Raw genomic sequence first — 12625 nt, 5'->3', positions numbered from 1 at the left:
AAGGGGCCGGTACGGCATGCCGTACCGGCCCCTGCGGCGTTCCTACTTGGCGCAGATCACGTAGACCGTGCCGCCCTTGCCGCCACCGTTCGTCTGGGTGGTGGCGGTGGTCTTGTTGTCCGCGCCCTGGGAGGAACTGTCGAGGTCGTGGTAGCCGCTCAGCTCGACCTTCCAGCCCGTCGGGGTGGGGGAGCCCGTCGGGGCGCTGGCCGTGACGGTGCCGTTGACGCCGGAGAAACCGCCGCCCGTGGCGACCGCGCCGGACGGGCAGGACACCGAGCCGGACTTGCCGCTGAAGGTGTCGGTGACGACGACGACCGACTTGATGCCGCCCGCGTCGCCCTTGTCACCCTTCGGACCCTGGGGGCCCGCGGGGCCCTGCGGACCCGTCGCCCCGGTCTGACCCTTCTCGCCCGGCTTGCCGTTCTCTCCGGGCTTGCCCTGCGGACCGGCGGGGCCCGTGTCACCCTTCGGACCCTGGACGCCGGGCTTGCCGTCGTCACCCTTCGGGCCCTGGAGGCCGGGCTTGCCGTCGACGCCGTCCTTGCCGTCCTTGCCGTCGATGCCGTTCCTGCCGGCGGGGCCCTGGGGACCGGTCTCGCCCTTCGGGCCCTGGATGCCTGGCTTGCCGTCGACGCCCTTCGGGCCGGCGGGGCCCTGGACGCCCGGCTTGCCGTCGGCGCCCTTGGGGCCCGCGGGACCCTGGGGGCCCTGCTCGCGGGTGCCGGCGAGGCCGTTGGTGGTCGAGCCGCCGATCAGCACCCTCTCCTCCGTCTTCCTGCACGGGGTCGACGGGTTGACGATGCGGGCGTAGCGCGTCTTCTTGTGCACGCAGGCGTGCACCTCGTTGGCCGTCGACGACGCGGTGGCGACGCCGCCGATGGTGAACAGCGAAGCGGTCAGCGCCCCGACGGTGGCGAGGGTGAGCGCGCGCCCACCGCGAACCTTGATTGCCACGGCTTTCCTTCCAGAGGAACAGATGGTGCGCATGTTGCGCATGAGGTTCACGCTTCAACCGTTCCAATGGATTCCGTCACCACATAACGTGTATGTTACAAAACAGAGGGTGACATATTGGTTTGACGGCCCGTCAGCTCCACGAGGGGAGCGGACCCGTAAATCGACGCATTGGTTTTCACCCGGGCGTGGGGATAATCGTCCGTGAACACCTACCTCCCGCCCGCCACCCAGCCCGTCAGAGCGGTGGTGTGGGCGATCCATCTGGTCCTGCCGCTGCTGGGCCTGTGGCTGCTGCTCGCCGACCCTGGTGGGATCAACGTGAGGTGGCAGCACAATCCCAGCCACTTCTGGATGATCCTCGTCGTCGCCGGCATCAACGTCGTGCTCGGCCTGATGATCAGCGAGGCGGCGCGCAAGCGGGAGGACGCGCGGCTGTTCCTGGTCTCGATGGTGTTCCTGAGCAGCGCCGGCTTCTTCTTCCTGCACGGCCTGGCGACGCCTCGGATCATCCTCGGGGCCCCCTCGCTCGGCTTCGACATCGGCCAGCAGGTCGGGCTGACGATGGCGGCGGTCTTCGCGTTCGCCTCGGCGTTCCCGCTCGGCGAGCGGCAGGCCAGGTCGGTGCTCGCGGCGCAGGGCCTGATCAGGTCCCTCCTGCTGGGCATCATGGTGGTGTGGGGCATCACCTCGCTGGTCCCCGGGCTGACCCCGCTGAGCAGCCCGCCCGAGACACTGCCCATCCCGTGGTTCGGCTGGTTCTCCGTGCCCGGTCTGGTGCTGTTCGTCTCGGCCGCCATCATGATGTTCCTCCTGCACCGCAGGCGGCGTTCCGCGATCCTGGTGAGCCTGCTCACCGCCTACGCGCTGCTGGCCGAGGCCATGGTCGCGGGCATGTCCCAGCTGAACTGGCACCTGTCGTGGTGGGAGTGGCACATCCTGCTGACGCTGGCCTTCGTCTTCGTCGCCTACAGCGCCTACCTGCAGTTCAGACGCGAGGGGTCGAGCGCGGGCCTGTTCGACTCGGTGGCGCTGTCGGCCACCGTCGTCAGGATCCAGGCGCAGTACGAGCAGGCGCTGGAGGAGCTGGTCGAGCACGTCCGCAAGGGCACGAAACTGCCCGCCGTACGGCTGGCGGGGCGCTTCCAGCTCACCGAGGGGCAGGCGGCGGTGCTCGACCGGGCGGGCGAGGCGCTGGCCAGCGAGCGCGAGCTGTCCGAGCGCCTCGCCGCGCTCGTCGACGTGGGCACCCAGACGAGGGTACGGCTGGCCGAATCCGACCTGCTGACCAGCGCTCTGGAGCGGGTACGGCGGGCCTACGGCGACGTCCGCATCGGCCTGGTCGCCGACGGCAAGGTGAGCATCGGCTCGCGCGAGTACGTCTTCAGCGGCACCACGCCCATCAGGCGTGACGGGCTCATCACCTACCCGCTCACCGTGAAGGGCCATCTGGCCGGGGCGCTGGAGGTCCCGCTCGGCCGTACCGCGCAGGACGAGGCCCTGGCCTCGACCCTCGCCAGCCAGCTGTCGATCTCGCTGGAGAACGCCCGCCTCTACGCCGAGCTGGACACCCTCTTCCGGCAGTACATGTCGCCCGACGTCGCCAACCGCCTGCTGGCCGACCCGGGGCAGGCCGCGCTCGGCGGCGAGCTGCGCGAGCTGACCGCGCTGTTCGCCGACCTCAAGGGGTTCACCACGTTCTCCGAGCGGGTCACGCCGGGCGAGATCGTCGAGATGCTGAACAGGTACCACACCGCCGCCGTGCCCTGCATCCTCGACAACGGCGGCACGATCGTGCAGTTCGTGGGTGACGCGCTGCTCGCACTCTTCAACGCGCCCGCCACCCAGGCCGACCACGCGCTCGCCGCGTGCAGGGCCGCGCTGGCGATGCAGGACGCGGCCATGGAGGTCGCCGCCGACGGGTGGCCCACCTTCAGGGTCGGCATCAACACCGGCATGGCACTCGTCGGCAACATCGGCAGTCCTGAGCTGCGCGGTTTCAACGCGATGGGCGACGCCGTGAACGTGGCGGCCAGGCTGGAGAGCATGGCCGAGCCCGGCACGGTGGTGATCGGCTCCACCACGCTCGCCCAGCTCGGCGACGGCGTCTCGGCCACGCCGCTCGGCGCGCTGCGGCTGAAGGGCAAGGCGCAGGAGGTGGAGGCGTACGTGTTGACCGCGTTGCCCCGCATAATCAGGTCATGACCGCAGAGGCCGGAGAGTTCCTGTCCATGCTCACGCCAGACGAGATCCAGGCCCTTAAGGCCGCGGGACGGCCGAGGCGCTGGGAGCGTGGCGAGGTGGTGATGACCGAAGGCGACACCTCCGACTGGGTGCTGCTCCTGCTCGACGGGCGGGTCAAGGTGTCCTCGCACACCAGCGGAGGGACGGAAGTGGTGCTGGCGGTGCGCGGTCCCGGAGGGCTGCTGGGCGAGATGTCGGCCATCGACGGCTCTGCCCGGTCGGCGACCGTCACGGCGCTGGAGCCCGTCGGAGGGGTGGTGGTCCGTGACTTCGCCGGGTTCCTGCGGGCCCACGGGCGGGTGGCGGTGCTGCTGCTGCAGCTGGTCACGGAGCGGCTGAGGGACTCCGACAGGAAGCGGATCGAGTACGGGGCGTTCGACACGACGGGCCGGGTGGCGACGCGGCTGGTGGAGCTGGCCGAACGGTACGGCGAGCCGACGAACTCGGGCCTGCGGGTGTCGCTGCCGCTGTCGCAGGACGAGCTGGCGGGGTGGACGGGCGCCTCGCGGGAGGCGGTGAGCAAGGCGCTGCGGACGTTGCGGGACCGGGGGCTGATCGAGACGGGGCGACGCCGGGTGATGGTCCACGACCTGGAGGGCCTGCGCAAACGGGCCCGCTGAACGACACTCGGCCGGATTCCTACGGGCCGGATAAAACGGACGTACGTCGTACGTCATAGTGGGAGGCATGGTCGCCGTCTCCCCCGACTACACTCTCCGGCTCCGCTACGCCTGGCGCGTCTGCTCGGTGACCAGCCTCGGCCTGGTGCTGATCGGGATCGCCGGCAGCACCCTCAACGTCGCCCTGCCCGCCGTCGTCCGCCACTTCCACGCCACCCCCTTCGAGTCGAGCTGGATCCTCCTGTCCTTCCTGCTCGTCAACACCGCCAGTCTCGTCTTCTTCGGCAGGGTCGCCGACCTGCTCGGCCGGCGGGAGGTCTACCTGGCCGGCTTCGCCCTCTTCACCGTCGCCTCGCTCCTCGCGGGCCTCGCGCCCGACGTGTGGTTCCTGGTCGCGATGCGGGTCCTGCAGGCGATCGGCTCGGCGATGATCCTGGCCAACGGGACCGTCATCATCACCGACGCCTTCCCTCCGGACCGGCTCAGCCAGGGCATGGGCGTCTACATCGGCACCCTCTCGATCGCGCAGCTCGCGGGACCCACCGTCGGCGGCCTGATCGCGGAGGCGGCGGGCTGGCAGTGGATCTTCTGGGTGAACGTCCCCGCGGGAGTGGTCGCCCTGCTCTGGGGGGCGTTCACGTTGCGCAGGATGCCGAGGGGCCCCCGCGAGCCCGTCGACGCCCTCGGCAACCTGCTCATCTTCGCCGCGCTCACCGCGTTCCTGCTGGCGCTGTCCGAGATCGGCAACGGCGGTCCCGTGGTGATCGTGGGCGGTGTGGTCGCCGCCGTCCTGGCACCGCTCGTCCTCCTGGTCGAACGGCGGGCCTCACATCCGGTGCTCGACCTGCGGCTGTTCGGCGGCCGGATGCTGGTCTGGGCCAACCTGGCCTCGTTCTGCAACGCGCTGGCCAGGGCGGCGCTGATCCTCGTGGTCGCGCTGCACTTCCAGGCTGCTCGTGGTGTCGACGCGTTCACCGCGGGCCTGAGCGTGCTGCCCGTACCGGTCGGGATGGCGCTCGCCTCGCCCATCGCGGGCGCGCTGGGGCGTCGGGTCTCGCCGTACGCGCTGTCGATCGGGGGGTCGCTGTTCAGCGCGGCGGGGCTGGCGGTCCTGATGGCGGCGGCGCGCGCGGGCACGCCGTACTGGATCATCGGGGTGGGGCTCTTCCTGGCCGGATGCGGCAGCGGCACGTTCCTGACCGGCAACACCACGCAGGTGATGAGCGCCCTGCCGGCGGGGAGCCTGGGGGTCGTCAACGGCTTCAGGCTGATGGTCATGAACGTCGGCATCGTGATCAGCGTGGGCCTGTCGCTGAGCGTGCTGACCAGCGCGGTCTCCCCCGCTCTGCGCGCGCAGGTGTACGCGGGGACGCTGTCGAGGCTGTCACCGGTGGCGGTGGAGCAGCTGATGGCGGGCTTCCGGCTGACGTACGGCGTGCTGTTCGGCGTGGCGCTGGCGGGCGGCCTGTTCGCCGCGCTGGCCCGGAGCCCGCGCGCCGTACGATGATCGGCGGTGGAGAACGTGGCGAGGACGTGAACGACCCGCCCAGCAGACGGGAAGAGGGGCAGATGGCGCACCACAGCAGGTTGCACCTGGCCGTGATCGACGTGCCCGCGCACGACCACGACGAGGAGCTGGCGTTCTGGCGAGGCGCGACGGGTCACGACCTGCCCGGCATTCCCCAGAACCCCGAGTACCACGGCGGCATGCTGCCCGGCCAGGAGTTCGGGCTCCTGGTGCAGCGGCTGGGTGACGGAGAGCCCCGGGTGCACCTCGACTTCCACACCGACGATCTGGAAGCCGAGGTCTCGCGCTTGGAAGGGCTGGGCGCGACCCGCGTACGGCAGGCCCCGCAGTGGTGGGTGATGCGGGATCCGGCGGGGCTGCCGTTCTGCGTGATCAAGGATCAGGGGATCCACGCCGGCAACGCCCGCCGCTGGGACTGACCGGCCGCCGGGGCGTCAGAGGGCGGCGTGGAGGCGGGACTCGACGTCGCGGTAGCGGGTGACGGGGATCAGGTGGACACCGTCGAAGGCTCCGGAGTCGCGGATGCGCAGAACCTGCTCGCAGGCCGCCTCCACACCCGCCATACGGTCTCCGCCCAGCCGTTCCACCAGCTCGGAGGGGATGTCGATGTCGGGGATGGCCGCCGCCAGCCGCTCGGCGTGGGCCTGGCTGGCCAGCACCATCACCCCGGCGTAGACGGGCACGTCGACGGGGTTGGCCTCGCGCCACCTGAGCAGCGCGTCGAGGGAGAAGCTGACCTGGACGAAGAGGAAGTCGGCGGCGCGCTTCCACACGGGAAGCGGCCGCAGCCCCGCGGCCGCGCCCACGCGGAAGGACGGCGAGAACTCCCTCGCCTCCTCGATCATCGAACGGACCGTCAGGTCGCTGGTCCTGTTGCCGCTCGTCGGCTTGTCGCCGAACACGAAGAGGAACCGGTCCACGCCATAGGCGGCCGCGGTGAGCAGGTCGCGGCGCAGGCCGAGCAGGTTGCGGTCGCGGGAGTTGAGGCAGGCGATGCTCCGCCCGCCCATCGCCTGGACCTCGTGCGCGACGGCGACGCTGGAGACCGTCGCCCTGCCGATGTGGTTGTCGGGGATGAGGAAGGAATGGGCGAGCTTGCCCAGGGTGCCGATCTGGTGCCGGACGTGCGTGAGGTCGGGCTTGGTGGGCGGTTCGATCTCGCAGACCAGCTGGAACGTCATGCCCCGCAGCCTATCGACGGGCGGCGAGCGCGGCGATGCCGCCGAGCACGAGATCCACGCCGAAGCTGTCGTAGAACTCCTCGCTGATGCCCTCCACCATGGGGCGGGCCATCGCCACCAGGTTCGGGTACTTCTCGGCGGGCAGCGTCTGCAGGGACAGCCTCTTGACCCTGACCAGCTCGGCGACCTCCTCCGGCGTACGGCCAGGCCTGAAGTGGACGGGCGCGTCGGCGATGGCGATGGCGCTCTGCAGCAGGTACTTGGTGATCACGCAGCTTTCCTCGTGACTGAACCCGGCCGAGTGGGCGAGGCCGAGAGCGCGGTCCCAGACGGCGAGGAAGTGCGGCACGGCGGTCTGGTCGATCTGCTCCAGCAGGGTCTTCGCGCACGGGTAGCGGCGCAGGACCCTGATCAGTCCGAGGACGAGGTCGTGTAGCTGCTCCTGCCACGGACGCTCGTCGGCCGCCTGGGGGGCGAACCCGGCGATCAGATGGTCGGCCATGCCGACCATGAGCTGCTCTTTGTTCTTGAAGTGCCAGTACAGCGCCATCGGCGTCACCCCGAGGTCGGCGGCGAGACGCCTGATGGTCACCGCGTCGAGCCCTTCGGTGTCGCCGATCTCGAGCGCCTTGTCGACGATCGCCTCGGCGGTCAGCTTTCCCATCACGGTTGACAACTATACGACGTACAAGTTCAACTATACGTCGTACAAGTACGGCGTATAGGAGGCAGTGCGATGAGATGGTGGGCCCTGGCCGCGGTGACACTCGGCAGTTTCACGACATATCTCGATAACAACATCGTCAACGTCGCCCTCCCGACGATCCAGCGAGATCTCGGACTGACGCTGTCGGGCCTGGAGTGGGTGGCGACCGGGTACATGCTGGTGTTCGCCGGGCTCATGCTGGTCGGCGGCCGGCTGGCCGACGTGCTCGGCAGGCGCAGGACGTTCCTGAGCGGGCTCGCCGTCTTCACGCTCGCCTCGATCGGCGCGGGGCTGGCGGCCGACGGCGGCACGCTGATCGCCGCCCGGGCCGTGCAGGGCGTGGGCGCCGCCCTCCTCACGCCGACCGCGCTGGCGCTCATCTCGTCGACTTTCCGCGACCCCCGCGAGCGCGGGACCGCGGTCGGCATCTGGACCGCGTCAGGCGCGCTGTCGATGGCGCTCGGCCCCGCGGCCGGCGGCTTCATCAGCGAGCACCTGGACTGGGGCTGGATCTACCTGATCAACGCGCCCATCGGCGTGGCCACGTTCGCGCTGGCCGTGTGGGCGATCAAGCCGGACGCCGAGCGGGTGCGGCGCAGGCTGGACCTGCCCGGGCTGGGCACCTCCGCCGTGGCGCTCTTCGCCCTGACCTACGCCCTCATCGAGGGATGGACGCTCCCGCTCGCCGCCGTCACCGTCGGCTCCGCCGTCGCCTTCGCCCTCGTCGAGACCAGGTCCGCCGAGCCGATGATCGACCTGAGCCTCTTCAGGAACCGCGTGTTCACCGGCGGGACGCTCGCGATGGGCCTGTGGTCGTTCGGCGTGTTCGGCATCTACTTCTTCAGCGCCCTCTGGCTCCAGAACTCGCTGGGCTTCTCCCCCGTCGAAGCCGGCGCCGCGTTCGTCCCGATGGCCCTGCTCATGGCCGCGGTCGCGATCCAGGCCCAGCGCCTGGCCCGCCTGCTCGGCAACGGCCGCACCGTCGCCCTCGGCCTGGGGCTGATGGCGACGTCCGTGCTCGGCATCTCGTTCGTCGGCGCCGGCGGCGGCTACCTCGACGTCCTCCCCTGGTTCCTGCTGTACGGCCTGGGCGGCGGCATGCTGGTCCCGCTGACCACGATGATCCTCGGCGCTCTCCCCTCGGGGCGGGCGGGTGTGGCGTCCGGCGTCCTGAACGTCTCCCGCGAGGTGTTCGGCCTACTCGGCATCACCGTCCTGGGCGCCATCCTCAACGCCAGGCAGGCCGAGACCTCATTCCTCGCCGCCTACCAGTCCACGCTGGTGATCGCCGCGGTCATCGTGGCCGTGGGCATCCCCGTCAGCCTCTACTCACTGCGCCGTACGGCTCAGGCCGCGATGGCCGGCGCGTCGAACTGAGTCCTGTGCAGCTCCGCGTACCTGCCGTCCTCGGCCAGCAGCGTGGCGTGCGTCCCCCGCTCCACCACCCGGCCGTCCTCGACCACCAGGATGAGGTCGGCCGCGCGGACGGTCGACAGCCGGTGCGCGATCACGATCGCGGTCCTGCCGTCCAGGGCCTCGCCGAGTGCCTCCTGCACCGCCGCCTCGGAGGTCGAGTCGAGGTGGGCGGTCGCCTCGTCGAGGATCACCACCCTGGGACGGGCCAGCAGCAGGCGGGCGATGGTGAGCCGCTGCCGCTCGCCGCCGGACAGCCGGTAGCCGCGCTCGCCGACCACGGTGTCCAGCCCGTCCGGCAGCGACTCGATGAGCTCGGCGAGCCGTGCTCTGCGCAGCGCGTCCCAGATCTCGTCCTCGGTGGCCTCGGGACGGGCCAGCAGCAGGTTCGCCCTGATCGAGTCGTGGAACAGGTGCCCGTCCTGGGTGACCATGCCGAGCGTGTCCCTGATGGAGTCGGCCGTCAGGTCGCGGACGTCCACCCCGCCCAACCGTACGGCGCCCTCGTCCACGTCATAGAGCCTGGGCAGCAGCTGGGCGATCGTGGACTTGCCCGCGCCCGACGATCCGACGAGAGCGACCATCTGGCCCGGCTCGGCCCGGAAGGAGATCCCACGCAGCACCTCGACCCCGCCGCGGGAGTCGAGCGCGGCGACCTCCTCCAGCGAGGCGAGCGACACCTTGTCAGCCGAGGGGTAGGCGAAGCGGACGGCGTCGAACTCCACCGACACCGGGCCCTCCGGCACCTCGCGGGCGTCAGCCTTCTCCTTGATCAGCGGCTCCAGGTCGAGCACCTCGAAGACGCGCTCGAAGCTGACCAGCGCGCTCATCACGTCCACCCGGGCGCTGGCCAGCGCGGTCAGCGGGGAGTAGAGCCTGGTCAGCAGCAGGGCGAGCGCGACGACCGAGCCGGGGTCCAACTGGCCGGCGAGGGCGTAGAAGCCGCCCAGGCCGTACACCAGGGCCAGGGCGAGCGCCGAGACGAGGGTCAGGGCCGTGACGAACAGCGACTGGGTCATGGCGGTGCGGACGCCGATGTCGCGCACCCTGCGGGCCCGGCCGGCGAACTCGGCCGACTCGCCGGCAGGGCGGCCGAACAGCTTGACCAGCGTCGCGCCAGGAGCGGAGAACCGCTCGGTCATCTGGGTGCCCATGGCGGCGTTGTGGTCGGCCGCCTCGCGCCGCAGCCTGGCGATCCGGCCGCCCATGCGCCTGGCCGGCACCACGAAGACCGGCAGGAGCAGCAGCGCGAGCAGGGTGATCTGCCAGGAGATGCCGATCATCACGATGAGGGTCAGCACCAGGGTGACGACGTTGCCCGCGACGCTGGAGACGATGTCGGTGAAGGCGCGCTGGGCGCCGATCACGTCGTTGTTGAGCCGCGAGACGAGGGCGCCCGTGCGGGTGCGGGTGAAGAAGGCGACCGGCATGCGCTGCACGTGGTCGAACACGGCGGTGCGCAGGTCGAGGATGAGCCCCTCGCCGATGCTGGCGGAAAGGAAGCGGGTGAGCAGGCCGAGACCGGCCTCGGCCACCGCCAGGCCCGCGATGAGGACGGCCAGCCGGACGACCACGTCGAGGGGCTGCGCCTTGACGATCGCGTCGACGACCCTGCCGGCGAGGACGGGGGCGGCCACGGCGAGGGCGGCCAGGACGAGGCTGAGGGCGAGGAACTGGGCGAGTCGGGTCCTGTGGGGACGGGCGAAGCCGCCGATCCTGCGGAGGGTGGCCATCGAGAAGGGGCGCCGCTCTTGCCGGGCGTTCATGGCGCCGTAGAGCTGGTTCCAGGCGGTGACTTCCATGTCCATGGGGACGACCGTAGGGGCTCAAGTTAACTTGAGGTCAAGCGGTTCCGCCCGCACGGGGATCGCCCATGAAGGGCCTCAGCCCGTGACCGTGGAAGGTCACGGGCTGAGGAAGTGCCGGCTAGGAGCCGATCTTCTTGCCGCGCGTGTGCCACGTCACCGCCACCGACGGCCGCGGCTGCGAGGCGCCGCCGTCGGGCCAGCGGCTGGCCGGGGCCTCCGGCGTTGCGCCGTCGAGCTCACCGGGGTGCTGCACCGCGACGAACACGCTGCGCTGGTCCTGGGTCACCAGCGGACCGCACGTCTCGGCCCCGACGGGAACGGTCAGGAACTGGCGGACGTACCCGCGCTCCCGCCCCTGCACCGGCATGACGAACAGCCCGTCGTTCGCCTTCAGCGCGTTGCCGTCGGTGGAGATCCACAGGTTGCCGTCCTTGTCGAACGCCAGGTTGTCCGGGCAGGAGATCGGCGAGACCTTCGTCTTGTCGAACCCGGCGAAGTAGGTCGTCGCGTCCTTCGGGTCGCCGCAGACCAGCGGGATCGACCAGGCGAAGGCCGTCGACCCCGCGTCGTCGCGACGCTCCACGATCTCCAGCACGTGGCCGTGCTTGTTGGAGGGGCGGGGGTTGGCCTCGTCCACCTGCGCGGCGGTCCTGTTGGTGTTGTTGGTGAGCGCTACGTAGACGGCCTTGTTGACCGGGTTGCGCTCGATGTCCTCGGGCCTGTCCATCTTGGTGGCCCCGACCTTGTCGGCCGCGACGCGGGTGAAGACCAGCACCTCGGCCGCCGTCATGCCGTCCACGAAGCTCTTCGTGCCGCTCACCAGCGGGATCCACTGGCCCGAGCCGTCGAAGACGCCGTCGGCGGGCAGCTTGCCGGAGCCGTCGATCTCCGTGGCGGGGCTGTCGCCGGTGAACTTGGCGACGTAGAGGGTGCCCTCGTCCAGGAGCGTGCGGTTGTGCCGGTCGTACCCGGGGATGTAGCGCTGCTTGGAGACGAACTTGTAGATGTACTCGAAGCGCGAGTCGTCACCCATGTAGACCGCGAGACGGCCGTCCTTGGTCAGGGTGGTGTTGGCGGCCTCGTGCTTGAAGCGGCCGAGCGCGGTGCGCTTCACCGGGGTCGAGTCGGGGTCGAACGGGTCGATCTCGACGATCCATCCGAAACGGTTGGCCTCGTGCGGGTGCTTGGCCAGGTCGAAGCGCTCCTCGACCCGGTCGAACCTGCGGCTGCTGGAGGCGGCGCTGGTCGGGATGGTGTAGCGGGCGATCTTCGGGTCGTTCTTGTCGCCGTTGACGAAGTACTGGTCGAAGTTCTCCTCGGCGGTCAGCACGGTCCCCCAGGGGGTGGTGCCGCCCGCGCAGTTGTTCAGCATGCCGATCGGCTTGGTGCCGTCCGCGTCGGCGGCCGTCTTCAGCAGGTCGTCGCCCGCGACCGGCCCGCTGAACCGCATCGGCGTCTGCGCGGTGATGCGCCTGTTGTAGCGGCGGCGACCACGCGTGACCAGCTCCCACTGGCCCGTGTCGCGCACCCGCTCGATCTCCACGACGGAGCCGCCGTGCGCGGCCAGCGCGATCTTGATCTGCTCCTCGGTGGCGGTGGCACCGCCCGAGTAGCCGCGGAACATGAGGTTCTCGTCGGTGTACTCGTGGTTGACCCACAGCAGGGCGCGGTCACGACCCATCGGGAACATCGTCACGAAGTCGCAGTTGTAGCCGAACTGCTTGTTCTGCGCGTCGGCCGTCTGGTTGTCGAAGTCGAACGCGGGAGCGTCCGGCAGCACCGGGTCACCCCAGCGCACCACGACCGCCGAGGCGTAGCCCTCGGGGACGGTCACCGCGTCAAGTGTGTTGGGCGCCACAGGGCTGAAGGTCAGGGACCCGCGGCCGTGCCCGTACTCGCCCTGCTGTCCGAGCGCCTCGGGGTCGGCGAAGGCCGGTACGGCTCCCGCGCCCACGACCAGCGCTCCGAGGGCTCCCACCCCACCCGCGCGCAGAACGCCACGACGTGACAGGGCCTGTGCGGCGATGTCACCGAAATAGGTGTTGTCACTGGTGTTGGCCACTTCGTGCGCGCAGGCGTTGCCGCAACGGAACTGGCACGTGAGGGCGCTTCGACCGCTCTTGTGCGGGGTCGAGAGCAGCGGCAGCAGCCTGCCCAGGTTCGACACG

Annotated in this window: 10 protein-coding genes; 5 read left to right on the top strand and 5 right to left on the bottom strand. The window is 70.4% G+C overall.

The window, feature by feature from the left end; translation table 11 throughout:
* Positions 1-42: 42 nt before the first annotated feature.
* The gene (locus tag AC3EO4_RS48860) at positions 43-957 is read right to left on the bottom strand and encodes a collagen-like domain-containing protein (protein WP_431902878.1); all 915 of its coding nucleotides are present in this window, start codon (positions 955-957) and stop codon (positions 43-45) included.
* A gap of 204 nt (positions 958-1161) precedes the next feature.
* Between AC3EO4_RS48860 and AC3EO4_RS48855 the strand changes: the two genes are divergently transcribed.
* The 4 genes from AC3EO4_RS48855 to AC3EO4_RS48840 all read left to right on the top strand — a co-directional run bounded on the left by AC3EO4_RS48855 (position 1162) and on the right by AC3EO4_RS48840 (position 5768).
* A complete protein-coding gene (locus AC3EO4_RS48855; RefSeq protein ID WP_431902876.1) occupies positions 1162-3162 on the top strand; it encodes an adenylate/guanylate cyclase domain-containing protein in 2001 nt (666 codons plus the stop codon).
* Positions 3159-3821 carry a Crp/Fnr family transcriptional regulator gene (locus AC3EO4_RS48850; protein WP_379572205.1) on the top strand — a complete coding sequence of 221 codons (663 nt, stop codon included), beginning with the start codon at positions 3159-3161 and terminating at the stop codon, positions 3819-3821. The genes AC3EO4_RS48855 and AC3EO4_RS48850 overlap by 4 nt, the downstream gene beginning before the upstream one ends.
* A 67-nt stretch (positions 3822-3888) precedes the next feature.
* The gene (locus tag AC3EO4_RS48845; RefSeq protein ID WP_379572203.1) at positions 3889-5328 is read left to right on the top strand and encodes an MFS transporter; all 1440 of its coding nucleotides are present in this window, start codon (positions 3889-3891) and stop codon (positions 5326-5328) included.
* A 26-nt stretch (positions 5329-5354) separates the two neighbouring features.
* Entirely contained in the window at positions 5355-5768 is a 414-nt protein-coding gene (locus AC3EO4_RS48840) for a VOC family protein (RefSeq protein WP_379572201.1), read from the top strand.
* A 15-nt stretch (positions 5769-5783) separates the two neighbouring features.
* Here AC3EO4_RS48840 and AC3EO4_RS48835 read toward each other — a convergent pair whose 3' ends face one another.
* Positions 5784-6530 carry a methylenetetrahydrofolate reductase gene (locus AC3EO4_RS48835; protein ID WP_379572199.1) on the bottom strand — a complete coding sequence of 249 codons (747 nt, stop codon included), beginning with the start codon at positions 6528-6530 and terminating at the stop codon, positions 5784-5786.
* Between the two features lie 10 nt (positions 6531-6540).
* A complete protein-coding gene (locus tag AC3EO4_RS48830) occupies positions 6541-7194 on the bottom strand; it encodes a TetR/AcrR family transcriptional regulator (RefSeq protein WP_379572259.1) in 654 nt (217 codons plus the stop codon).
* Positions 7195-7266: 72 nt separating this feature from the next.
* Here AC3EO4_RS48830 and AC3EO4_RS48825 point away from each other — a divergent pair, with 72 nt between their 5' ends.
* Entirely contained in the window at positions 7267-8613 is a 1347-nt protein-coding gene (locus tag AC3EO4_RS48825) for an MFS transporter (protein ID WP_431902873.1), read from the top strand.
* On the opposite strand, the gene AC3EO4_RS48820 is transcribed toward AC3EO4_RS48825, so the two are convergent.
* Positions 8583-10457 carry an ABC transporter ATP-binding protein gene (locus AC3EO4_RS48820; protein WP_431902871.1) on the bottom strand — a complete coding sequence of 625 codons (1875 nt, stop codon included), beginning with the start codon at positions 10455-10457 and terminating at the stop codon, positions 8583-8585. The two genes, AC3EO4_RS48825 and AC3EO4_RS48820, sit on opposite strands and share 31 nt — an antisense overlap.
* 118 nt (positions 10458-10575) lie before the next feature.
* On the bottom strand, positions 10576-12624 hold the full coding sequence (locus AC3EO4_RS48815; protein WP_379572194.1) for a PhoX family protein: 2049 nt from the start codon (positions 12622-12624) through the stop codon (positions 10576-10578).
* Position 12625 lies beyond the last annotated feature (1 nt).

The organism is Nonomuraea sp. bgisy101 (assembly GCF_057708945.1).
The sequence above is the reverse complement of the archived record's forward strand: the minus strand, read 5'-3'. Positions and strand labels throughout refer to the sequence as shown.

What these genes read in the sequence shown, in the direction of transcription:
- AC3EO4_RS48825 (WP_431902873.1), top strand. Translation starts at nt 7,267, where the DNA reads ATGAGATGGTGGGCCCTGGCCGCGGTGACACTCGGCAGTTTCACGACA.
- AC3EO4_RS48845 (WP_379572203.1), top strand. Translation starts at nt 3,889, where the DNA reads ATGGTCGCCGTCTCCCCCGACTACACTCTCCGGCTCCGCTACGCCTGG.
- AC3EO4_RS48835 (WP_379572199.1), bottom strand. Translation starts at nt 6,530, where the DNA reads ATGACGTTCCAGCTGGTCTGCGAGATCGAACCGCCCACCAAGCCCGAC.
- AC3EO4_RS48820 (WP_431902871.1), bottom strand. Translation starts at nt 10,457, where the DNA reads ATGGACATGGAAGTCACCGCCTGGAACCAGCTCTACGGCGCCATGAAC.
- AC3EO4_RS48850 (WP_379572205.1), top strand. Translation starts at nt 3,159, where the DNA reads ATGACCGCAGAGGCCGGAGAGTTCCTGTCCATGCTCACGCCAGACGAG.
- AC3EO4_RS48830 (WP_379572259.1), bottom strand. Translation starts at nt 7,194, where the DNA reads ATGGGAAAGCTGACCGCCGAGGCGATCGTCGACAAGGCGCTCGAGATC.